The following is a 22,307-nucleotide window of genomic DNA, read 5'->3' on the forward strand; positions in this document are numbered from 1 at the left end:
TGACGGTCGGTGAGCCCGCGTCCGTACGACCGGCGCTGCCGGCGCCTACAGCAGCGTCAGGTGACCTCGGGTGCCGCGTTGCGGGCGGGGGCGGGCGGCGGGCGGGTCGCCGACGGCGCGTGGCAGAGGGGTTGTGGTGGAGCGGTGGGCGTTCGCGATTTCGGTCAGGGCCTGTCCGAGGCGGGTGATGTCCTGGGGCGTGCTGTCCTGGTGCAGGGACGCGTGCAGGGCTGTGGTGATGCCTCGTTCGGGCAGGTACAGCGGCATCTCCTGGGCGACCGTCTTGCGCAGGAGGATTCCGCGCGCCGCGAGTTCCCGGCGCAGCTGTGCGGCGGGCCGTTCGGTGTGGTGGAAGGCGAGGATGCCCGACTGGGTGCGTCCGGGTGCGATGAGTGCGGTGCCGGGTGTCCGTTCGACGGTCTCGCGTAGGTAGGGGTAGAGGTTCTCGCGCGGTGCGGCCGTCTCCTTCTCGTGCAGGATCAGGGCGGTGTTCAGGCCTGCGACGGCCGCGCTGTGCGGTGCCTGCTCAAGGGCGGGGGCACCTTGGGCGAGCGTGGACCGCAGCCTGGGGGTCGTGTGGGTGAAGCCGGCGGACGGCGGTCCGCCCAGGAAGCGCCAGCCGTCCGCGGTGAGCTGGTCGCAGCCGATGCGTGCGGCGTCCACGGGCAGTTGCCCGATGGCGTACGAGGCGTCGACGGCGTAGAGGCAGCGGTGGGGGGCGAGGATGCGTCCGATCTCCTCGACCGGGTGGACGATGCCGCAGGCGGCCGGGACGAGGGGCACGCTGACCAGGGCCACGTCGTCGTCGATGTGTGCGGACATCCACTCCAGGTCCAGGTCGCCGTCCGCGTCCAGCGGTACGACGTCGAGGCGGCAGCGGGTCCGGTCGCGCAGCGCGAACAGGGCGGTGAGGCGGGCGACGTCCTCGTACGGCGTCGTCCAGATCCGGTCGCCGGGGCCGAGGGGCAGCCGGCCGAGCAGGTCCCGGAAGGCGTCGGCGGCGCCGGTGACCGTTGCCGTGTCGGATGCCGGTACGGAGAGCAGGGCGCCGAGGCGTTCGTGGACCTCGGTGTGCACGACGTCCTCGAGGTACTCCTCGAGCTCGTGCGTCCCGTACTCGTCCTCCCTGTGCAGGGACTCCGTGACGACGGCGCGCACCGCGGCAGGTGTGTGACCTGCTGTGGCCGCGTCGAGATGGACCCTTCGTTCGCTGTGGGGCGTCTGCACGTTCACTTCCGGGCCTCCCCCCGTAGACGGGGAACTATGCCAAGTAATTGCCTGACCTCTTGGCAATATGTTGCCTGCCGTCGTGAGGATTTGGCAACGCCCACTCCAGCGTTACTCAAGTCGCGGCAACGCCGCGGTTATCCCTATGGGTTCGATATCCAGTCCTTCTGGCTCGGATCTCCAGGATTTGCCAAGCATTGCCATATCTGGCAAATCTTCGCCGGGCGTGACACCTGCGCTGGTCAGAGGCTTGGTGAAGTGTCAGTTCTGCGAGCCCGGCATGCCTTGTGCGGAAGACCCCCGTGATTCTCTACTCGTTTCCGAGCGAATTCCGAGTGAATCCCTAGGCGGTGTTGCCAATCTTCTAGGCAAGAAGTTGCCAACACGGAACACACGACTTGTCACAGAGGAGTCCGGCCATGAAGAACATCGCCAACATCATCGTCACCGCCACCGCCGCCGTCGCCGCCGTTCTCACCACCGCCGGAATCAGCGCCGCGGACGACGGCATCGGCTGGCCCCGGACCGCCGGCACGACGCAGCTCTCCGCCGACGGCATCGGCTGGCCCGTGGCGCCGCAGGGTGACATCGGCTGGCCCGTCGCCCCGCAGGGCACGACGGACACCGCGGACCCGACCATCGGCTGGCCCGTCGCCCCGCAGGGTGACATCGGCTGGCCGGTCGCGCCCACCGCCTGAGCACGACTCACCGCTCCACACCGGCCCGAGCGCCCGTCCAAGGCGGCTCGAGCGGGACACGGCAACGTGATGCACGCGCGCACGCAGGCAGGCACGCGCACCACCAGTACCGTCCCGGCAGCCGGAAGGAAGTCCGCCCCATGGCACAGTCACCGTGGAACGCGAGGTTCGAGACCATTCTCCGGCAGGGCCTTCCCGGCCTGGGCAAGGGCAAGGCGCCCGACGCCGATGTCCCGATGGAGGAGTACGGGCTCGACTCCATGGCCCTCATCGGCATCGTCAGCGCGCTGGAGTCCGCGTACTGCGTCAGCCTCGCCGGTCAGGTCGTCGTTCCTGTACGCACCCTCACGGCAGGGCACCTGTGGGGCATCGTCTCCGCCGCACTCCAGCCCTCCTGGGACGCCGGCCGGCAGTCGTCGTCGGGTGGGGGCACACGTGGCCGGACCCCGTGGGCCGTGGCCTGACAGCCGTCGCAGAGACCGTCGCAGAACCCGAGAAGCCCCCGCCGCTCACAGAGCCGTTGCGGGGGCTTCGGTCACTCCGGTCATGTTCGGGGCCACCAGCCATCCGCTCAGATCACGGTGCCGGGCCAGCCAGGCGGAGCCGAGGTCCACGAGTTCGGCTGCCGGTACGAGCAGGACCGGCGCGGCGCCGACCCGCCCGCTGCGGACCAGTCCGGCGCGCGTCGCCTCCGCCCCGATGTCCGCGTAGTCACCCTCGTACATGACCAGTTGGACGCTCGGCTCCCACTGCGTGGCGCCGCCCGGCGCCGGGCGCGGCACGTCCATGCGGTGGCTGCGCCGCCCCGGGTACGGGGTCAGGTGCTCGGCAAGGTGCAGCACGGTGCACTTGTCCCAGCCCACACCGATCATCAGCACCTTGGCGGACGCCCGGCACAGGGCGGCCAGCGGGCTGCGCGCGCCCAGGCCGTAACCCATCGGGTGGCTGGTGAGAACCGAGCGTGCGGCGGGACCGGACGCGACGAAGGAGTAGAGCGGGTGGGGCGAACGCCGCGCGCCCGGCAGGGACCGTACGACTTCGGGCAGCCGGCCGAGCTTCGGCTGGGCCGGGTGCAGGGCCGGGTCGAACGGGACCATCGACTGCCGCACCCTGGGCCACCAGGAAGGCGGTACGGGCCGCTCGACCCACGTCATCGGGTCGGTGAGGTACGTGGTGAAGGCGGCGACCACCAGGGTGCCGCTCCGGCCGACGACCTCGCGCAGCGCCTGTACGAGCGCCACTCCCCCGCCCGCCGTCCAGCCCAGGGAGCTGATCGCGGCATGCACCATGACGACGTCGCCCTCCGCCACGCCGCTGTCGCGCAGGCCGTTGACGAGGTCGCCGCGGCTGTAGGGGCCGGGGGTTTCGGGACCTGCGGCGGGGTGCAGCATCGGCTCTCCGGAGAAGGGGGAAGCGGCTCGGTGGGACTCGCGGATCAGGTCCTAGTCGACGGCCGGTGCCGGCTGCGGACCGGGTGCGGGCTGCGGGTCGGGGGCGGGGGTGGCTGCGGGGGCGGTCTTGAGTGGCCGGGTCGCCGCGCGGACCGCCGGGCCGACCAGGACCGCCGCTACCGCGAACAGGGCCGCGGCCGCCGCCCATCCGATGCCCGAGCCGCCGCCGATGAACGAGGTGAGGACCGCGGGGCCGATGATCGACTGCATGCCGTGGTGGAGCTGGAAGGCGCCCAGGTACTCGCCGCGCCGGTCCTCGGGCGACAGTGCGATGGCGAGCCCGAACGACGCGCCGGCGTGCCAGAGCTCCGCGGCCGTCATCACCAGGAACGCCCCGCACACCAGGACGCCCGCCGCCCAGAGCGGGACGTCGCCGCCGCTGGGCACGAGCAGCAGACAGGCCACCGCTCCGGCGGCCCCGGACCGGCGGGCGACGCGGGCCGCGCCGGACACGTCGTCGGTGCCCTTGGCCGCCCGTACCTGGAGCAGTACACACAACAGGGTGTTGACGCCGATGAGCACCGGCGTCAGTACGATGGGCAGGCCGGTGCCCACGACGATCCACAGCGGGATCGCCACCGCCAGTACCGAGTCGTGCATGGACAGCGCCGCGTTGACCCCGACGACCCGCAGGAAGGGCAGGTCGCGCAGGGCTGTGAAGCGGCCCTCGGCAGGCGGCGCGGGCCGTGCGGAGACCTCCGGCAGACGGCGTACCAGAAGTCCTGCGGCAACGAAGGTGACCCCGTTGATCAGCGGGAACAGCTGGAGCGCGTCGTGCGAGCCGACGGCGATGATCGCCGCTGCCCCGAGCGTGCCCAGGCCCATGCTGGCGTTGCCGACCGAGCGGATCGCGGCGCGTGCCGTCACCCGGTCCCCGTCCGGGATCAGTTCGGCGATCAGGGACGTGAAGGACGGTCCCGTACCGAACTGCAGCGCACCGATGGCGACCGACAGTGCGACGAACTGCCAGGCCGCATGCACCGCGGGCAGGGTGAAGTAGCCGGCGCCGAGCAGGATGAGCAGCCAGGTCAGCAGTGGCCGCGCGCCGACCCGGTCGGCGAGGGCGCCGAAGAGTACGGAGGCCAGCAGACCGGTGACTCCGGCGGCCGACAGCGCCATGCCGATCTGGGCCGCGGTCAGGCCGGTGACCTGGGTGAGGTAGACGGCGGACCCGGCCACGTACAGGCCCACACCGATGCCGTCGATGCCGTGCAGGACGGCGAGGGCTCGGGCCGGGCCGCTCAGCTGGTGCAGGGGGGATCGCATGCGCACTCTCCGCTCGGACGGGGTTTGGCGGTCGGCGTCAGGGCGTTCGCACCGTCGAGTACAGGAGCTGGTCGTGCCAGGCGCCGCCGCGCCACTGCGCCCGGCGGATGCGGCCCTCGAGCTCGAACCCGGCCTTCTGCACGGCCCGTTGTTCGGCGATGTTGTCCGCGTCGGTGCACACCTGGATGCGCTCGGCGCGTGTGTGGGTGAACAGGTAGTCCACGAGCTGACGCTGCGCCTCGGTGCCGATGCCCTGTCCGCGGTGGGCCGCGAACAGACCGATGGCGATCTCCCAGCACGCGGAGGTCTCCACTCGGCCCCACGCCCTGCGGAACCACTCGACGCGCCCGGCGAGGGTGTCGTCGGCGATGACGGACATCATGTTCTCGTCGCCGCCGAGCAGGCCTCGCTCCTGGTGCAGCCGGTGCAGCCGCTGGGTGGGTGTGTGTCCGAACCACTGGTAGGGGCCGGGTCCCCCGGGTCCGGCGAAGCCGGTGTCGAACCCTTCGAGGTCCCCGGCCGTCACCGGGCGCAGCGTCACGTTCATCCGCGGTGCTCGGCCTTGATGCGCACCGCCTGCTTGAGGACCTGGTCCGCGTCGGCGGCGCGCAGAGTCTGCGCCACCAGGGCGCGGAGCCGGGCGATCCGGTCGGCCGGGGTCAGCTGGTGGTGGTTCTCGGTGAGTTCGCGGTACTCGGGCCGGTCGAGGAGTTCGGCGAGGAAGACGTTGGCCAGCTCCCGCGTGGTCGGTTCCTCGATGGTGACCGCGATGTGGATGGAGTTGCCGATGCGGGCGGTGGCGGAGTGCGGGGTGCCGTGCGGCATGTAGAGGACGTCACCGGGGCGCAGGGTGACCTCCATGCGCCGGTCGTAGGGGATGACCCCGCCGGCGTAGCGGTCGGAGTCGCTGGTGGTGGACTCGTCGAGCCTGCCGACCACCCAGTCCTTGACGCCTGCGACCTGGAGGACGAGTACGTGGGAGCCGTCCATGTGGGCCGCGATGGCGGTCTTGCCGGGCGGGCTGAGGAAGACGAAGGACTCCAGCTCGGCCCGGAAGTGCGGTTCGAGCGCCGCCACGAGGGAGCGCAGCCGCGGGTGCCAGTGCTCCGGCTGGCTGAACTTGAAGGTGCCGCCCGCGGCGAAGTCCGCCTTGATCTGTTCGGGGTTGATGTACCCGGGGACGGTGTGGCCGACGATCGTGCGGGAGGTGGTCATCTCCGAGATGGCCGAGCGCACCCCTTCGTCGAAAGAGGTGAAGTACGGGCGGATCAGCAGCCCGCAGTCCACCTCCTGCCACATCTCCTCCTCGGTGATCAGCCCCGTCAGGTCGGCCGAGGCCCGGAAGACGGCCGGCTGCTTGCCCCAGTGGTCGTGGAAGAACTCCTCGGTGTCACCGACGAGGTCCTGCAGCGTGATGCTCATCCGGTCACCTCCCGCAGGGGCCGCAGAGCGGCGCGCACCCACGTGTCGTCGTCGAGTGCGCCTGCGCCGGCGCCGGCGCCCGCGAGCAGTGCGCTGCGCACGTTCTCCGTCCGCTCCTCGAGCGTGGTGGTGTGGAAGCGGTGGGCCAGCTCCCAGTCGCTGTCGAGGACGTGCTGTCCGAGCGCTTCCAGCAGGTCGTCCGGCGTGGGCTCGGTGAGGGTGAAGGTCAGGTGCAGCGAGTCGCCGTCGCGGGCGATCGCGTCGTGCGGCCAGCCGTGCGGCAGATAGAGCACGTCACCGGGTTCGAGGACGAAGGTGTGGCTGGGCCGTGCGGCGTCGACGTCGAGTCCCGCGCTGCTGCGCACCTGCCCGCCGTCGGCGTACAGCTGCCATTCCTTGCGCCCCTCCAGCTGCACGGCGACGACGTGGGCGGCGTCGCGGTGCGGGAGCATGCCGCGGCTCTCCGGCGGGGTCCAGAAGATGTACGAGGCGACGGCGACGAGGGCCTGTGCCTCGAGGTCCTCGACCAGGTCCCGGGTGGGGCGGTGCCAGTCGGAGAGTTTGTTGAGCTTGAGGGTGCCGCCGGCCGACATCAGCCGGTGGATCGCGGCGACGTCGGGGAAGCCCGGCCGCCGGTGGCCGATGACGTCACGGGTCTCGGTGTACGCGCTCTCCGGGGGCACGGCCCCGTGGCGCAGCACCGAGAAGTAGGGCCAGCGCAGCAGGCCGGTCTCCAGCTTGTCCTCGATGAAGGCCGAGGAGATGTAGGCGGCGGGGTCCACCGCGCCGCGGAAGATCCTGAATTCCTTGTTCCACGCGCCGGCGAAGACTCCCTCGCCACGCAGCGTGTCCACGAGCGACGTGTTCAACCCGACCCCCTGGGCTCGGTGACTTCTGTGTTCCGGTGCCGGCCGGGACGTGTGCGGTGCGTCCCGGCCGGCGCACGAACCGGCGGACGGGTCAGGCGTTGGAGATCTGGTTCATGATCGTCTTCGGGGAGTCGAAGACGTCCGCCTCCTCCTCGGCGCTGATGTTGGTCTGGGCCAGCTCCTCCGGGTTCTCCGCGTTGTCAATGGCGTTCTTCGTGTCGCGAATTCCCATTTCAGCCTCCAGGGCAGCGGGGTCCCATCGCAGTTGTGCGATGGGCTGCCCTGGAGCATGGCGATGTGACCTCGCACACGTCTTGAGCGCGCCTGGACGCGGACAGCCCGCCCGGGCAGGACCGGGCGGGCTGCGGAGGGGGGACCTCCGGTCGGTGTTCGAACCGTGTCTCGCACTACGGAGAATGCCAGAGGTGGACGTGAGGATCGCCGGAGCCGGACTGGAGTGGGGCTGGGCGGCGGGCGGGGGACCGGGCGGGGGACCGGGCAGAGCACCGGGTGGGGCACCGGGTGGAGGACCGGGTGGGGGACCGGGCAGAGCACCGGGTGGAGGACCGGGTGGAGGACCGGGTGGAGGACCGGGTGGGCGGGTTCCCGTTTATCCGATTCCGTTTGCCATTTCTGGCAAGGCCCAGGTGTCCGTACAGCTCCATCACACCCCGTCGACCTGCGGCTAAAGCAGAACTCCAGCCGCTCCGGAGACACCTTCAAGGCTCCGCTGCCAACGTCTTGGCAATGTCTTGCCAAGACGGAAGCCGCTGTCGAAGGAGCTCGCCACGATGTCCATCTCCGGTCTCATCGAGCAGCAGGCCGTCGCACGGCCCGGCACGATCGCCGTTCACGACCCCGACCATGCGGGCGGCGAGGTCGCTCTGACCTACCGTGAGCTGAGCCGCGGGGCCAACCGACTGGCCCGCCTGCTCACGGCGCGCGGCATCGGGCGCGGCGACCGGGTGGCGACGAGTCTGCGCCCCGGCCCGCTGCTCGTGACGGCGCTGCTCGCCGTCCTGCGGGCCGGAGCCGCGTACGTGGCGCTCGATCCGGCCGACCCCCTGGAGCGCCGCCGGCTGATCGTGCGCGACAGCGGGGCCCGCGCGGTACTGACCGAGTCCGCCGGCGCCGCGGAGTACGCGGACCTGGAGACCCCCGTCCTCGCCCTGGACGCGGCCGCCCCCGACATCGCCCGGTACGACGGCGAACTGCCCGATGTGCAGTGCTCCGAGGACGACACCGCGTACGTCTGCTACGCCCCGGGCACCTCGGATGTCCCCGAGGGCGTCGTCGTGCCGCACCGTGCGCTGGCCGAGCTCGTACGTTCCGCCGCCCCGGTCCGGCCGTCCGCCGACGACGTGGTCGCTCAGGCCGCGAGCCCCGCGTCCGCCGCGATGGCGTTCGAGACCTGGCCGGCCCTGGCCGCCGGTGCCCGCCTGGTCGTCCTGTCCCCGGACACCGTCGCCGGGCCGGAGCGCCTGCGGCGCGCGCTCACCGTTCACGGCGTCACGGTCGTCCTCCTGACCACCGCACGGTTCCACCGGATCGTCAGCGACCTCCCCGGCACGTTCGCCTCCGTGGACACGGTGCTCGTCGACGGCGAGGGCTGCGACCCGCTCCGGGTGCGGCAGGTCCTGCGGGCCGGGCCGCCACGGCAGTTGCTGCATGTGTACGGAGTGGCGGAGGCGGCCGCGTTCGCCCTCTGCCACGAGATCACGCAGGCCGAGGAGACGGACCGGGCCGTCCCCATCGGCCGGCCCGTCGGGTCCACCGCCGCCGTGGTCGTCGGCCCCGACGGGATGCCGGCCGCCCCGGGCACCGTCGGCGAACTGCTGCTCGGCGGCCCCGGTCTCGCCGACGGCTACCTCGGCCGGCCGGAGCTGACCGCCCGGCGTTTCGTCGAGGACCGCTTCACCGGCGTCGGCGGCCGGCTGTTCCGGACCGGCGACAAGGTGCTGCTGCGCACGGACGGGGCGCTGGAGTTCGCGGGCCGGGTGGACGGCCATGTCGCCCTGTACGGCCTGCGGGCCGAGCTCCATGAGATCGAGTCCGTACTCACCGCGCATCCCGCCGTCCTGGAGGCGGCGGTGACGGTGCACACGGACGCCGACGGCGAGCGGCACCTGGTGGGGCACGTGGTGCCCGACCGCACGGTTCCCGCCGCTGACGGGCGCGCGCTGATCGCCGGATGGCGGGAGATCCACGACGCGCTGCACGGCGCCCGGACCGTGGCCGGGACCGTGGCCGGGACCGTGGCCGGGACCGGTGCCCCCAGCAGCGGGGCCAACGGGACCAACGGGACTGAGAATGCCGCACCGAGCAACGGGACCGACGGGACCGACGGGACCGACGGGACCGAGAATGCCGCACCAAGCAACGGGTACGACGCCGCCTACCTTCCGGCGGAGGAGCTGAGCGAGTGGCGGCAGGCCACCGTACGGCGGGTGCGGGGGCTGGGGCGGCGCCGGGTCCTGGAGATCGGCGCGGGCAGCGGTCTGCTGATGGCGGAGCTGGCCCGCGACGAGGAGTGCGAGGAGTACTGGGCCACCGACTTCTCCCCCGCGGCCGTCGGCGCTCTCGGCGCCCTGGTCCAGGAGGACGCCCTTCTGCGCGGCAAGGTGCGGATCAGCCGCCGTGACGCGGACGACACCGGCGGTCTGCCGCTGGGCTACTTCGACACGGTCGTCGTCAACTCCGTCGCCCAGTACTTCCCGGACCTGGATCATCTGCGCACCGTGATCGACCAGGCGCTGCCCCTGCTGGCGACGGGCGGCTCGCTGCTCCTGGGCGACCTGCGCAACCTCGATCTGGCCCGCTGTCACCGGACCGGCGCCGAACTCGCCGGCGGCGCGGCGGACCGGGACCGGGAGGACGTGCGTCTCGCCGTCGCCGACCGTATGGCGAAGGAGACGGAGCTGCTGCTGTCCCCCGCTCTGTTCGCCTCCCTCGCCCGTGAACTGCCCGCGGTGCGTGCCGTGGACGTACGGGCCAAGCGCGGCCTGCACCACAACGAGCCGGCCACGTACCGCTACGACGTCGTGCTGTCCACCGCCGCCCCGGCCGCCGATCTGTCGCAGGCGCCCGCGCTCGTGTGGGGTGAGGAGGTGACGGAGCCCGCGGACGTCGAGAAGCTGCTGGACACGGAACGGCCCGCCGTCCTGCGCCTGTCCGGTGTGCCCAACCGCCGCTTGTACGGCGCGTACCGGGCCATGCGCGTCCTGGACGCACCCGGGGCCGAGGTCGTACACGCACTGGCCTGGCTCGCCGACGGCGGGCCCGCGGCGGACCCCGAGGAGTGGTGCGCGGCCGGGGAGCGCCTGGGCTACCGGGCCCTGCCGACGTGGTCGGCCGCCTCGCCCGATGCCCTGGACATCGTGTACGCCGACCCCGCGGCTCTGCCCGCCGGACCGCTGACCGGCCTGTACGCGGCCGCCCCGGGCCCGGCCGGAACAGCTGCCAATGAGTCGGTCGCCAACGCACCGGTCGCCTTCGACCGCAGCGTCGGCCTCGATGTCGTCCTGCGCGGGCATCTGCACGCGTGGCTGCCCGACGAGATGGTGCCGTCCGCGCTGGTGGTCCATCAGGAGCTCCCGCTGAACGCCGGCGGCAAGGTCGACCGCGGGGCCCTGCCCGCCCCCCGCCCGGCAGCCGACCGGCCCGGCACCCCGCCGGGGTCGCCCGTGCAGGAGATCGTGCGGGACCTGTTCGCCGAGGTGCTGGGGCTGCCGCGGCGGCTGGTCGACGCCGACTGCGACTTCTTCCGCATCGGCGGCCAGTCGCTCGCCGCGGTCCGGCTGCTGGCGCGGCTGCGCGAGACCCTGGGCACCGATCCGGGCCGGCTGGCGCTCCACGCGGCCCCGACCCCGGCCGCCCTGGCCGCGCTGCTGGGCGAGGCCCCCGCGGCTGCCATCGGACCGGGTACCTCGGGCACGGACAGCGTCGTCCTGGCGCTGCGGCTGCGCGGGCCGCTGGACGTACGGGTACTGGACGAGTCGCTCGCCCTGCTGGGCCGCCGGCACGAGACGCTGCGCAACTCCCGTGTGGGCACGGCGGGCACCCGGCTGCGGTCCCTGGCCGCGGACGACCATCTGCTGGAGCTGGCGCTGCCGGCCACCGATGTGGACCTGTGGTCGCAGTTGCCGCTGGCCGCCGACCTGGCCCGGGTGCACAAGGCCCTGGCCGGTGGCGCCACCCCGGCCGGGGTGCCGGCCGCCACCCGGTCCGTGCCCCGCTCGCCGTACGGCGACACGGCGTTGACGCAGCTGCCGGGCAGCGGTCCCCGGACGTTCGACACCGGACCCGGCAGCCTGGAACTCGTCCTGGACGAGGGCCTGCACACGCAGCTGACCCGGTTCGCGGCCGCGCAGGGCGCCACGGTCTTCATGGTGGTGCACGCCGCGCTCACCGCCGTGCTGAGCCGGCTGGGCACGGGCGGCGAGATCACCGTCGCCGCTCCCGTCCCGGCCCGCGACGACTCCACCCTGCGCGGCGCCGTGGGCGCGTACGGACGGGTGCTCGCGCTGACCGTGGACGCCTCGGGCGACCCGGCGTTCAGTGAGCTGGTGCGCCGGGCGAGGGAGCGGGACCTGGGCGCCTACCGGAGCAGCGAGGCCCCTCTCGCGGGCGCCGGCGGCGTCGCCCTCACCGTGTTGCAGGAGACCACCGGACAGTTCCGGGCGGGCGGTGTCACCGTGCAGCCGCAGCGTCCCGGACTCCCGTTGCCCGCCACCGACGTGGGCTTCACCCTGACGGAGCGGCAGAGCCCGGCGGGCGCGCCCGCGGGCATCGTCCTGACGACCACGTACCGGCACGAGACCGTGGGCGAGACCGTCGCCGCGACCCTGACCGGGCAGCTGACCGCCCTGCTCGCGGCGGCCCTCGACAGCCCGGAGACGGTGCTGAGCGAGCTGGCACCGGCCGAGCGTCCGCAGTCGCGGGGCGGGGTGTGGGAGGGCCGCCGCCACGAGCTCCCGGCCACGACCGTCGCCGAGTTGTTCGCGGCCCGGGTGGCGCGAGCGCCACAGGCTCCGGCGCTGTCCGGCATGGACTACGCCGAGCTCGACTCCCGCTCCGACCTGCTGGCCCACGCGCTGGTGGCGCACGGAGCGGGCCCCGGCACCACCGTGCTGACCGCGCTGTCCTCGCCCACCGGTTTCGCGGTGGCCGCGCTCGCCATCGCCAAGACCGGCGCCGCCTGCACACCCGCCGATCCCGGGCAGCAGCTGCCCGGTGCGCTGAGGCCGGTGGCGATGCTCCTCGACGAGACCGCCGATCTGCTGCTGCCCCAGGTGCCGGGCGCCGCCCGTCTCGTACGCGACGAGGCCGCCGATCTACTGCCCTCGGACGGCCGGTGGCCGCTGCGGAACACCGACCGTACGCGCCCGCTGAGCGCGGGCGACCCGGTGCTGTGGGCGCTGGGCGAGGACGGTGCGACGGTGATCGGCAGCGGGCCCGTCGTCGCGGCGACCCTCGCCGAACCGGAGGATGCCGCCTGGCTGGTACGGGGCTACCCGGACGCCGACGCAGCGATCGGCCTGCTGGGCGCCCTGGCGTGCGGGGTCCAGGTCCATGTGCCCGACGCTTCGCTGCGGCACGCCGTGCCGCAGGAAATTCTGCGCTGGCTGCACGAGCACAAGGCCCTGACCCTGCTCGGCGGCAGTGACGAGGTGCTCGTCGCCCTGGTCGCTCTCGCCCGCGAGGAACGGACGTCGCTGACCACGAGCGGCGGCTGGGCCGAGGGCCATCTGGTGGTCGAGCACCGGAGCACGGGGATCGCCAGACCCGCCCCCGGCTACCGCGCCTACGTCCTGGACGCGCAGCTGCGGCCGGTCTCCACGGGCGCCGTCGGTGCGCTGTACGTCGCCGGTGCGGGCGTGGCCCTCGGCTACGCCGATGCCCCGGCCGCCACCGGCGAACGCTTCCTGCCCGACCCGTTCGACAGCACGGCCGGCGCCACCGCCCGCATGTGGCGCACCGGGCGGGCGGCCCGTATGGGCGCCGACGGCAGCCTGACCGTCCTCGAAGGCCCCGCGCCCGGCGACCCGTTCGCCGACGCGCTCGCCACCTTCGTCGTGGTCGGCGACGGGTCCGGCCGCCGCGCTCTGTGGCCGGCGTCCGCGACGGTGCCGCAGGGCTGGGCCGAGACGCATTCGGAGGACCGGTACGAGTTGTGCCTGGACCACCTCGACGAGATGCCGTGAGGCCGGTGGCCGGGCCCGTGCGTGGCGTCAGCCTCGGGAAGGGCGTCACGGGGGACCGCACAGGCCATTCGGATAGCTGACAACGGCGCCCGACAGGAGCAGGACGCCACCGGTTACCTCAAGACGGATCAACCGGGCCCAGCAACGACGATCACTGATGGGACATCAGCCATCGAAAGTCAGCCACGGCGATAGAAGTTCGTACACGCCATGCCGCAGTGGTCACATAGACCCCCACGCCGATCAGCCACTCCTCGCTGCCTTTCCTACAGGAGCCGAAGACGGCCTGGAGACCGCCACCGAGGAGCAGCGAGCACCCCCGAGGACCGCAGCGCCTGCGCGAGGACCGCAGGGCCACCCGTTCGGCGCGTCGCTGAACCGCCTGTTTGAGTAATAGAGAGTGCGCAGCCCCAACGGGCCACTGACCTGCATAAATGGCCAATGCATAGGCATCCTACGATGCCTATATCGGCATCCTAGGATGCCGATACATGACACCAAACGACATGTCGGTAGTGGTCATCGAGGGAACCCTGAGATTCTTTCGATGACCACTACCGACATGTCGCCTGCAGTAATCTCTGGATGTCAGGGAGAGCACAGGGCAGGGGACATACGTGCCAAAGCAAGTGCGCAGCCGAGAGCTGGTCAACACGGGAACCGGCGAGGTTCACGAGCTGCAGGAGCCCGATGACGAGGTCGACTCCCGACGGGCCTACAGCTTCGGCGGTCGGCACGGTCAGTTCTCGTTCGAACGCGTGCTCGCGATGCTGTCCGGCGAGTCCGGGATCACGGGCGACGCATTACGTGTCTTCTTCTACTGCGGAATCATGACGTACAAACAAGGTGGCGCCTCCGCAAAGGAAGCGGCGGAGCACCTCGGGCTGACGGTGCAGGCCACGAGGAGGATTGCCAAGTCGCTTGCCGCGAACAAGATCTTCCTCGTCGCCGAGGTCACCGGCCGGACCATCAAGTACCGGGCGAGCCCTCACATCGTTTCCAGCCTCTCCGGCGCAGACCAGTCCGAGGAGGCCGCCGCATACCATCTGCCGACTCTTCCGGGACCTCGCACCGGTACAGATCGAAAGGCGTAGCCCATGCCAGTTACAGGCCCCTACCCCGAACTGGAGACCCTGCAGGGGCGCATAAGCGACCTGTCGCACCTGAAGCAGAACATGGTGATGACGTACGCGATCCTGGGCGGCTTGGGTCACAGCGTCGAGCGAACAGCGGCCGATCTCGCCGAACTCATGGGCGTACCCGCCCCGCACTTCAGCCGCGCCCGCCGAGAGCTGGAAGTCGACGGATGGCTGGAGCACACGCACAGCGAGGGCCAGGTGAAGTTCTTCAGAGCGGGCCCCAAGGCAACCGGCCGCGAGGTCGTCGTGCCGCTGCACAGTCGGCCGAGGGCATGACGCAGCGGGTTGCCGAAGCCCGGCTGCAACCTTGCCCCAGAGCGCCGTAGCCCGCGGTCACGTCGTGTCCGAGAACGAGTGGCTGGGTCGGCAGGGACGCAAGCCGTTGGGCACGTCGGCCGGAACAGAGGGCCGGAGGCGTCAGCTTGTGAGTGCGCGGCCGTGGGCGTCGATCGGCGCGGGCAACGTCCGGAGGCGTTCCGTGAGGTCACCTGCCGCTCCGCCCGTCCGGCCGGTCAGGAGGGCATCGAGTTGGGTGAGCCGAGTGCGCGCGGTGGAGCGGAGCCGGGCTGATGGGACACGGTCCAGCACATCGTGTGCCCGCTGGGCGGCGTCCCGTGGAGCGTTGGGTACTTCTGCCTGTGCAAGCACCAGGGATGCAGCTGCCCATCCGGGCGTGGCGGAAGCACAACCCGTGAGCGAAGACTCGGCAGGCCCTCGCCGGCGCCGCCGAGGCAGCAGGCACCACGGACCATCACCTCAGAGTCGTGCAGCTTCCCGTGAGCCTGGTCATGGACACCCACCTCGACGAAGCCCTTCGCGGCCGCGGCCCGATCGCCCAGGCCTGCGACCTGGGATGGTCCGTCCATGCGTCGGCACCCCTGCATGGAGGAGAACTACCAGAACTGGCGACCCCAGAAGTCGCCGCCCTGGTACGTGAGGGCTCCGGAACTGCGGCCGCCTGCCTGGCCGCCGCAGCCTCCTGTCCGGGAGTCTCTAGAGTGCTCCTGGCCACCGGCAACGGGGCACACTGGAGCGATGCTCTCGCCGCGATCGGCGAGCCCGCTGTTTCCCCCGAGAGGTTACGGACGGTCCTGGATGTACTCGCCACCCGCGGATGACATCGACACCCAGCGCATGACAGCCGCCCACGCGCACGCGGCCGAAGCCCTGGGCGTCACCGTGCACGGCCCACAACTATGGGGCTGGCACGGGCGCACTCTCGGCCACCGCAGCGAGCACCCCGTGCACGGCACGTGCTGGCTCCGCCTTCTCTCCGCTCCCACCGAGCAGGCGGGAGGGAAACTCTGGGACGGCACCGAGCTCGCCGCGAAGGCGTTCCCCGATGTACGTATGCCCGCCCTGCACGGGCTCCATGACTGGACGGCCGCGGGCCGCGCCTACCGCGCGGAGCTGACCCGGTTCATCGACGAGCCAGTGCTCTCCCCGGACCCCGTCCTGCGCACCGAACTCGAACTCACGGCAGACTGGTTCACCACGATTCGCTCGACGCTGACCAAGATCGCGACCGCCTCCACCGACCGCACGGCCGTACGCCAGCAGTGGATCGACCGAGCCGTACCCCAGTACACCGGCCGGCCGGCTCCCCGCATCGAGCACTGGGAATGCGCGCACGGAGACTTCCACGCCGCCAACCTCACCAACGGCGGCACACTGCTCGACTGGGAAGGCTGGGGCCTGGCCCCCCGCGGCTACGACGTCGCCCTCCTCGTGGCGTACTCCCAGCTCGCACCCCGCACCGCCGCACACATGCGGGACGCATTCAGCAACCTCCTGGACACCTCCACCGGCCACGCAGCCCTCCTGGTGGTCTGTGCCGACCTTCTGCAATCGGCATCCCGAGGCGACCACCCGGACCTGACGCCCAGGCTGCTGGCCCTGGTCGAAGAGTGCTGTGGCAGACACTAGCGACGCTAACGTGCGCTCAGAGTCACATTGGCAACGGAGCGCATGAAAAGGCCGCCTCCAATGTGCGCCCACAGTCACATTGGAGGCGGTTCGTTGCATGCCAGAGGACAGGACTCAGAGGGTGCCTCGGCGCTCGTACGGGCCCGCTGAAGGCACTCGACACTGCGCATGAGCGCGGAAGGCCCCTGGGCAATCCCGGCCCCTTCCGCGCCTTGTGGGTGATCAGTCAACCGAGTGAAGCCGTCTACTTCGGACTCGTGGCCCGGCGATGGCAGGGTTCAGGGAGTGGCTACGACCTTTGCCGTTGTTGGGCCTGATCACGACTCCGCGTTCCACCAGCACGCGCATGGCCCTGCTGACGCGCGACGGGTGGATGCCAAGCTTCGCGGCCATCTCCGGCTGCGTGAGGTTGACCGCCCCTCCAGGCTCCTGCTCCTCAACCAGATCCTGCTCCAGCGGCTCCCCGCGACAGCATTGGTCTGCCGTTGGTCGGTGACCTCGAGGTCAGAGTTCGGTCGTCCAGATCCCCACAGGGTGCTCATTCGGTGGCAGCCACAACTGAGGCTGTGACTCCCGATGCCCCTCGCTGGCCTGCTCTTCCCAGTGAAAACGGTCATCCGCGTCGGGCCACGCAACTTGCAGCACAGGAAAAGGAGGTCGCCGGTAGAACCCGATGGCCCGTCCGAAGAAGGTCGGGTACCAGCGGAGATCGACCTGCCTGAGCGTAACTTCGTGGCTGTCGGCAACGTCAGGGTGCCTCTGGCCTTCAGCCAATACAGCACCCGCGACGGACTTCTCACCGAGCCTGTTGAGCATGCTGTGCATGGCGTGGACATCAAGACCGAACATGGCCAGTTCAGGTGCGCCGTGAGTGTGCGAAAGGCCGATCGTGTAGGCGAATCCGGGACCGATCTCGTCCTCGGGCACCATCACGACGTGCCATCCGTGCTGCTGAACGTTGTCGATGATCGTGAGATCCATGCGGTCCGCTTCGTCTCGGTCACCGTAGTCATGGCAGAGGACACAACGGCACTGGAACGGATCATCGGTCATGCGCGGAGGTTACGAGGTGAGTGATTGAGTCGGGCAGCCGGGGTTCGTGGCCCTGCTGGACGAGCTGTGGTCGGCTCCGCCGCCCAAACTCCGCATCGCTGCGGCGGCCTTCGCACCCGGAAGGCTCATGAGCGCCGACATCCGGCAAGCATCTGACGCTCGCGCCTGATGCTGTCCGGCGCCGACTGCAAGCACTCGGTGCGCCGACACCCAGCGCAAGCACGAGTGCCGGACGCTGACGCACCGCTCCCGGTCGTAGCGTGGGAGTGCATGGGGGGATCCCCCGCGTGACAGGGTTCCGAGGTTGGTTCTCCTTCGCGAGTCCTGGAGGCCACCAGCTCGTTAGGGCCTCGACAGGTCCGCGGAGCCGTGGAAGCGTTCGCTCTGCGGATGCGCTGAGGCGTCCAGACAGGCAGTGCTCTCAGGGGGGCAGGCGTGCGGCGCAGTCAAGCGGTGCGGACACGTACCGGAGCGGGGGCCGCCCTTGCCGGACTGGGGGCTTTCGTCGCGGTGGTGCTGGGGACCGTTGCCGAGCGCGTGGGTGAGGTGGCACCGGACTGGGCAGACCGGCCGTGGGTGGTCTGGACGGTTTTCGGCGTACTCACCGTCTTGAGCGCGGGTCTGGCCACCGCGAGCCGCCGGCTGGACGACCCGGCCGAGGACGGCAGCGGCCCGGTTTCCGGTACCCGGCCCGGTTCGCTGCACCCGCCGCACATCGTGCTCGACCGTGTGCGCGGCCGCGACCGGGAACTCGCCCGTCTCAAGGCTCTGCTCAAAAAGCCCGACGGCCGGTTCGCTGTGGTGTGCGCGGCGGGAGGCATGGGCAAGACAACGCTCGCAGCAGCACTTGCCGAGTACGCCCGCCGAAACGGCTACGCGGTGTTCTGGATTCGCTGGCGCGGCCCGGAATCCCTCGCGGACGACTTCGTCCAGGCAGCTGTCGCATGCGGCCTGCCACGCAGCGCGGTCAGCGCCGCGCAATCCGGCAGCGACAACCTGCCCGATGCCGTGTGGCGGCAACTCGCCGGAACGAAGAAGTGGTTGCTGGTCGTGGACAACGCCGACGAAGCCGAGCACATCAGCCCGGAGGGTGAGCGCGTCGCCGACTACCGCAGCTGGATCCGTCCCTACGGGCGCGGCCTGTTCCTGGTCACCAGCCGGGACACGGCATCCGCCACCTGGGGACCCGCCGCGGAACTGATACGACTCGAGCCGCTTCGCGCGGAGGCCGGCGGAAGGGTCCTGCTGGACAGTGCACCCGCTGGCGGCACACCGGCCGAGGCCGAAGCTCTGGCTGCCCGGCTAGGTGGGCTGCCCCTCGCCCTGCAGGCGGCCGGACGCTATGTGACGGGATCCACCAGCAGACACCGTGACTTCGCCGCGTATCAAAGCGCGCTGGAAGAGGAGTTGACCGCCTTGGTGGGAGCTGACGACCCGCGTCCTGCGGATCCGACCGTGGCCCGGTCCACCGTCCGGCGCACCTGGGAGGTCTCACTCGATCAACTCGACCGTGAAGGCATACCACTGGCCCGTCCGCTGCTGCGCCAACTGGCGCTGTTCGCAGAGGCACCGGTGCCCCTGGGCGTCATCACACCGGAACTGCTGACGACGGCAGTCGGCCGGCCCGTCGGCCAAGCCGCCCTGGACCAGGCTCTGGCCGGCCTCGAACGCTACGGCTTGCTCGGCGTACCGGCGGAACCACCGCAGGTGCCCGGAACCGGGCCCCGTGCGGGAGGCAGTGTCACCCTCCACCCGCTGGTCCGCGAGATCACTGTGCTGGCTCTGACCACCGATGAACCGGACCGTCTCCACGACTACGAGCAAGCAACAGTAGACGCCCTGCGCGGTGAGGTGACGACTGTCCGGGCAACCGGAGCGGCGGGCTGGACCGCCGCACGACTGCTCGCCCCGCATCTGTCTCTTCTGTTCAACCACCCGGATCTCGTCCCGTCCGAGGACGCCTGCGCCGCCCTCAACACACTGGCGGACGTGCTGGGCGACGCGGGTGGCTATGCCCTCCAGCTCAGTCTGCGGCAGGCCGTGCTCGACCACCGCGTCGCATTGCTCGGCGACCATCACCCAGACACCTTCACCGCCCGCAATCACTTCGCGAACAGCCTCCACTGCCTCGGCGGGTACGAACGGTCCGAGGCGATTCACCGGCAGAATCTGGCCGACCGGATGCAAGTACTGGGACCGGATCATCCCGATACGATCACGAGCCGCAACAATGTCGGATACGTCCTTCAACTCCGCGGCCAGTACGCCGAAGCCGCCACCCTGCACGCCCAGGTACTGGCAGACCGGACCAGGCTCCTGGGCGCCGATCACCTCCTGACCCTGACCAGCCGCGACAACCTCGCCAAGTCGTTCGACCAGTTCGGTAACCACACCGAAGCAGCCACACTCCACACCCAGAACGTCGCCGAATGCTCCCGCGTGCTCGGACCCGATCACCCCCTCACCCTCACCGGCCGCGACAACCTCGCCGCCACGGTCAGCCATCTCGGCGACCCGGCCCGAGCCGCAGAGCTGCACCGAGCAGTGTTCGCAGATCGCACCCGCGTCCTCGGCCCGGACCATCCGCACACCCTGACCAGCGGTAACAATCTCGCGGACGCCCTGCACCGGCTGGGCGGGCACGCCGACGCCGCCGAGATACTGGAGCAGACCCTCGCCGATCGCGTGCGCGTCCTGGGCGCCGATCACCCGGACTCCCTGAGCACCCGCTCGCAACTGGCTCTCTGCCGGTCCGAGTCCGGCCGGAGACAGCAGCGTTAGGGCTTGCCGGGATGCAGCGTGCTGGATCCCGGCAAGCCCCTGGTGACCAGGACACGCAGCTCGCTGCCGAACACGGCCAGAACCGCCCCAGTGCACAGACCTGCGCCGCCCGAAGTCCGGGCCCGTGTCAGTCACCCAGGTCAGCAGTGGCCCCGGACCGACCCCGAAGCCAGCCAGGGCAAGCCCTGGCCGGTGGCCGGCGATGAGCGGGAGAGGCACTTGGTTCACCGGGCCCCGGCCGCCGTCCGCCGTCGCACTTCAGCCACCCCGAGGCCATCGCATCGCTGAAATGGCCGCACGCAAATGACCGAGTTGCGCGACTACCCGACAAGTAATCAGTCGGGGGCAACTCCCTGCGTGTCCACGAAATGCCCCAGACATGATGCGTTGTCATATTCCTTGCAGATTGCCCCTGTTTATCTCGTTTCACATGTCAGGGAAGGCAGGAATATGGGCAGGTTCAGGTACGGAACCGCAGGGTCGGCCATCGCGCTGGCCGCTCTGGGGTCGCTCGCGGCCATGGGAGGCACGGCTCACGCGGAGGCGGGCCAGGACACCATCGCGATGCTGAAGCAGGAGAAGAGTCAGTGGTGCTGGGTCGCCTCCGGGCTGACCATTGCCAAGTTCCAGGGGTTCGGCTCCACGCAGACGGACTTCTGCGACCGGGCTCAGCCCTACTACGGGTGCAACAACCAGCCCGCCACGCTCGACGACATGGCCCGGGGCTGGAGCAGCCTCGGTATGACCCACCCCGGCTCGGCTCTGAACAGCGCGGCCACGTTCGACCAGGTGTACACGGACGTCAAGGCCGCCCGGCCGCTCGCTGTCCGTATCGGGTGGACGTCCGGTGGGGGCCACATGAACGTGGTCTACGGCTTCGACACGTCGAACAGAACGATCGCTGTGGCCGACCCGTGGCCGGACACCACCACGTACACGTGGTGGAACTACGACGACTACGTGAGCAACAGCTCGTCCAAGTGGACCCACTCCCGTATCGGTATCTCTCGCTAAGGCAGGCGACATGCGCGACACCGGCAGCACCATGTCCAGCAAGCGGGCGGCCCGCTCCTCCCGTCTGCTCATCGTCATCGCAGCAAGCGCGTCCGCGCTGCTGTCCGTCGTCGGCCCGGCACACGCGGCCCCGGCCAAGGACCCCCTCCCCGCCGACATCCCCGACTACCAGGCCGCCCTCGACGCGGTGCACTCCGCCGACGTCCGCGACACCGTCTGCCGCTTCCTGCGCACTCCGATGCCCGCCGGCGACGGCGGTGAGCCGGTGCAGACGATCCCCGATACGGCCGAGCCCTGCCAGGGCCTCCCGGAGTTCACGATCAAGGACCCGGTGGCGCGGAACGAGATCACCCCCGAGTTCGCCGCGGGCACAGCTCAGCCGCTGCCCACCGATGCGATCAAGCTGACACAGCTGGTCTCCTCGCTGAGCACCACCGTCAACGGCCGCACGGCCACCGTCATGCTGGCCCCCACCCAAGGCGGTGGCTGGCACCTGGCGGGCGTGCGCGACGGTGACAGCGACGCCGTGTACGCCAGCAAGGCCACCCTGGGCACCTTGGTCTTCACCGAGCCGCAGATCCGCGGCTGGTACCAGCTCAAGCTCTCCACCGTCGAGCCGCTCAATGACCAGGCCCGCCTGGGACTGGACGGCCAGGCCTCGGTATCGCTCAGCGACTACCAGAAGCTGGTCAAGGCCCGCTACGCCGACAAGCTCCCCGGCTCGGAATACGACACCAAGGGCTACTCCAGCGGCTACAGCCTCCGGCCCACGGAGAAGGACACCTCCTCCGCCCTCCTCGTGGCCAGCGGCTCCGGCACGGCACTCGCCCTCGCAGGCGGCGCCACCGTGATCCGCCGACGCCGGCGCACGAGCAGCAACTGAGCCGGCGCGTCCATGGCTCCCGCGGGCCTCTCCGTCAGGGCCGGGCAGCGCGCGCACCCGGTGAGGCCGGTCTGCTGCCACCGCCCGCAGTCGTGCCGCAGATGACAGTGCGGCGCGGCTGCGGGCTCCGGCTCGGCGGGGCCGGTGACGATCCCTTCGGCCAGGGCCCGGCGGTCAGCCCTGTGGTGGGCGCAGCCGGCAGAACAGGGTGAGGCGAACCGCAGGATCCGGTGGGGTGCGATGTCCGTGGGGACCTGGTCCAGGACTGCAGAGGCGGGTGCGGCGTCGGCGAGGTGGGTCACCTGTCCGGCCACGCCCGAGCGCACTCCCGGTGCGACCGGTTCCGGTGCGTGTGCAGCGTCGTCGGGACACCGG

General features: G+C 70.9%; 18 protein-coding genes. 9 read left to right on the forward strand and 9 right to left on the reverse strand.

The genetic code is table 11. From position 1 onward, the window contains the following. Window positions 1-45: 45 nt before the first annotated feature. On the reverse strand, window positions 46-1,233 hold the full coding sequence (locus OG782_RS37190) for an aminotransferase class V-fold PLP-dependent enzyme (RefSeq protein ID WP_331742135.1): 1,188 nt from the start codon (window positions 1,231-1,233) through the stop codon (window positions 46-48). A gap of 413 nt (window positions 1,234-1,646) precedes the next feature. On the opposite strand from OG782_RS37190, the gene OG782_RS37195 reads away from it, so the two are divergent. Together OG782_RS37195 and OG782_RS37200 are read left to right on the forward strand one after the other, a co-directional pair. After that, entirely contained in the window at window positions 1,647-1,925 is a 279-nt protein-coding gene (locus OG782_RS37195) for a hypothetical protein (protein WP_331742138.1), read from the forward strand. Window positions 1,926-2,065: 140 nt separating this feature from the next. Continuing rightward, on the forward strand, window positions 2,066-2,389 hold the full coding sequence (locus OG782_RS37200; RefSeq protein WP_331742140.1) for an acyl carrier protein: 324 nt from the start codon (window positions 2,066-2,068) through the stop codon (window positions 2,387-2,389). A 45-nt stretch (window positions 2,390-2,434) separates the two neighbouring features. Here OG782_RS37200 and OG782_RS37205 read toward each other — a convergent pair whose 3' ends face one another. The 6 genes from OG782_RS37205 to OG782_RS37230 all read right to left on the reverse strand — a co-directional run bounded on the left by OG782_RS37205 (window position 2,435) and on the right by OG782_RS37230 (window position 7,165). Continuing rightward, window positions 2,435-3,316, reverse strand: a complete 882-nt coding sequence (locus tag OG782_RS37205) for an AAC(3) family N-acetyltransferase (protein ID WP_331742143.1) — start codon at window positions 3,314-3,316, stop codon at window positions 2,435-2,437. 51 nt (window positions 3,317-3,367) lie between these two features. Further along, entirely contained in the window at window positions 3,368-4,642 is a 1,275-nt protein-coding gene (locus tag OG782_RS37210) for an MFS transporter (RefSeq protein WP_331742146.1), read from the reverse strand. A 37-nt stretch (window positions 4,643-4,679) separates the two neighbouring features. After that, on the reverse strand, window positions 4,680-5,189 hold the full coding sequence (locus OG782_RS37215) for a GNAT family N-acetyltransferase (protein WP_331742149.1): 510 nt from the start codon (window positions 5,187-5,189) through the stop codon (window positions 4,680-4,682). Beyond that, window positions 5,186-6,064: a JmjC domain-containing protein gene (locus OG782_RS37220; protein WP_331742152.1), complete on the reverse strand. Its 879-nt coding sequence runs from the start codon at window positions 6,062-6,064 to the stop codon at window positions 5,186-5,188. The genes OG782_RS37215 and OG782_RS37220 overlap by 4 nt, the downstream gene beginning before the upstream one ends. Further along, window positions 6,061-6,933 carry a JmjC domain-containing protein gene (locus tag OG782_RS37225; protein ID WP_331742155.1) on the reverse strand — a complete coding sequence of 291 codons (873 nt, stop codon included), beginning with the start codon at window positions 6,931-6,933 and terminating at the stop codon, window positions 6,061-6,063. The genes OG782_RS37220 and OG782_RS37225 overlap by 4 nt, the downstream gene beginning before the upstream one ends. Before the next feature lie 91 nt (window positions 6,934-7,024). Next, window positions 7,025-7,165: a hypothetical protein gene (locus OG782_RS37230; RefSeq protein WP_331742158.1), complete on the reverse strand. Its 141-nt coding sequence runs from the start codon at window positions 7,163-7,165 to the stop codon at window positions 7,025-7,027. A gap of 559 nt (window positions 7,166-7,724) precedes the next feature. Between OG782_RS37230 and OG782_RS37235 the strand changes: the two genes are divergently transcribed. From OG782_RS37235 to OG782_RS37250, 4 genes are all read left to right on the forward strand, one after another. Beyond that, a complete protein-coding gene (locus tag OG782_RS37235) occupies window positions 7,725-13,136 on the forward strand; it encodes an amino acid adenylation domain-containing protein (RefSeq protein WP_331742161.1) in 5,412 nt (1,803 codons plus the stop codon). A gap of 617 nt (window positions 13,137-13,753) precedes the next feature. Further along, window positions 13,754-14,230, forward strand: a complete 477-nt coding sequence (locus OG782_RS37240) for a MarR family transcriptional regulator (protein WP_406459539.1) — start codon at window positions 13,754-13,756, stop codon at window positions 14,228-14,230. Window positions 14,231-14,233: 3 nt separating this feature from the next. Then, window positions 14,234-14,551, forward strand: coding sequence for a helix-turn-helix domain-containing protein (locus OG782_RS37245; RefSeq protein WP_331742168.1), 318 nt, complete (start codon window positions 14,234-14,236; stop codon window positions 14,549-14,551). 858 nt (window positions 14,552-15,409) lie between these two features. Next, window positions 15,410-16,201: a phosphotransferase gene (locus OG782_RS37250; RefSeq protein WP_406459541.1), complete on the forward strand. Its 792-nt coding sequence runs from the start codon at window positions 15,410-15,412 to the stop codon at window positions 16,199-16,201. 222 nt (window positions 16,202-16,423) lie between these two features. Here OG782_RS37250 and OG782_RS37255 read toward each other — a convergent pair whose 3' ends face one another. Next, window positions 16,424-16,657, reverse strand: coding sequence for a MarR family transcriptional regulator (locus OG782_RS37255; protein ID WP_406459591.1), 234 nt, complete (start codon window positions 16,655-16,657; stop codon window positions 16,424-16,426). 48 nt (window positions 16,658-16,705) lie between these two features. Next, entirely contained in the window at window positions 16,706-17,254 is a 549-nt protein-coding gene (locus OG782_RS37260; protein WP_331742174.1) for a DUF4262 domain-containing protein, read from the reverse strand. A 453-nt stretch (window positions 17,255-17,707) separates the two neighbouring features. Between OG782_RS37260 and OG782_RS37265 the strand changes: the two genes are divergently transcribed. The 3 genes from OG782_RS37265 to OG782_RS37275 all read left to right on the forward strand — a co-directional run bounded on the left by OG782_RS37265 (window position 17,708) and on the right by OG782_RS37275 (window position 21,932). After that, entirely contained in the window at window positions 17,708-20,035 is a 2,328-nt protein-coding gene (locus tag OG782_RS37265; RefSeq protein WP_406459543.1) for a tetratricopeptide repeat protein, read from the forward strand. Window positions 20,036-20,485: 450 nt separating this feature from the next. Further along, window positions 20,486-21,049: a papain-like cysteine protease family protein gene (locus OG782_RS37270; protein ID WP_331742180.1), complete on the forward strand. Its 564-nt coding sequence runs from the start codon at window positions 20,486-20,488 to the stop codon at window positions 21,047-21,049. 10 nt (window positions 21,050-21,059) lie between these two features. Continuing rightward, window positions 21,060-21,932 carry a hypothetical protein gene (locus OG782_RS37275; RefSeq protein ID WP_331742182.1) on the forward strand — a complete coding sequence of 291 codons (873 nt, stop codon included), beginning with the start codon at window positions 21,060-21,062 and terminating at the stop codon, window positions 21,930-21,932. Window positions 21,933-22,307 lie beyond the last annotated feature (375 nt).

Source organism: Streptomyces sp. NBC_00876 (assembly GCF_045207435.1).
Taxonomy (GTDB): domain Bacteria; phylum Actinomycetota; class Actinomycetes; order Streptomycetales; family Streptomycetaceae; genus Streptomyces.

What these genes read in the sequence shown, in the direction of transcription:
- OG782_RS37230 (WP_331742158.1), bottom strand. Translation starts at nt 7,165, where the DNA reads ATGGGAATTCGCGACACGAAGAACGCCATTGACAACGCGGAGAACCCG.
- OG782_RS37250 (WP_406459541.1), top strand. Translation starts at nt 15,410, where the DNA reads ATGACAGCCGCCCACGCGCACGCGGCCGAAGCCCTGGGCGTCACCGTG.
- OG782_RS37200 (WP_331742140.1), top strand. Translation starts at nt 2,066, where the DNA reads ATGGCACAGTCACCGTGGAACGCGAGGTTCGAGACCATTCTCCGGCAG.
- OG782_RS37215 (WP_331742149.1), bottom strand. Translation starts at nt 5,189, where the DNA reads ATGAACGTGACGCTGCGCCCGGTGACGGCCGGGGACCTCGAAGGGTTC.
- OG782_RS37205 (WP_331742143.1), bottom strand. Translation starts at nt 3,316, where the DNA reads ATGCTGCACCCCGCCGCAGGTCCCGAAACCCCCGGCCCCTACAGCCGC.
- OG782_RS37195 (WP_331742138.1), top strand. Translation starts at nt 1,647, where the DNA reads ATGAAGAACATCGCCAACATCATCGTCACCGCCACCGCCGCCGTCGCC.
- OG782_RS37210 (WP_331742146.1), bottom strand. Translation starts at nt 4,642, where the DNA reads ATGCGATCCCCCCTGCACCAGCTGAGCGGCCCGGCCCGAGCCCTCGCC.
- OG782_RS37270 (WP_331742180.1), top strand. Translation starts at nt 20,486, where the DNA reads ATGGGCAGGTTCAGGTACGGAACCGCAGGGTCGGCCATCGCGCTGGCC.
- OG782_RS37220 (WP_331742152.1), bottom strand. Translation starts at nt 6,064, where the DNA reads ATGAGCATCACGCTGCAGGACCTCGTCGGTGACACCGAGGAGTTCTTC.
- OG782_RS37245 (WP_331742168.1), top strand. Translation starts at nt 14,234, where the DNA reads ATGCCAGTTACAGGCCCCTACCCCGAACTGGAGACCCTGCAGGGGCGC.
- OG782_RS37275 (WP_331742182.1), top strand. Translation starts at nt 21,060, where the DNA reads ATGCGCGACACCGGCAGCACCATGTCCAGCAAGCGGGCGGCCCGCTCC.
- OG782_RS37260 (WP_331742174.1), bottom strand. Translation starts at nt 17,254, where the DNA reads ATGACCGATGATCCGTTCCAGTGCCGTTGTGTCCTCTGCCATGACTAC.
- OG782_RS37235 (WP_331742161.1), top strand. Translation starts at nt 7,725, where the DNA reads ATGTCCATCTCCGGTCTCATCGAGCAGCAGGCCGTCGCACGGCCCGGC.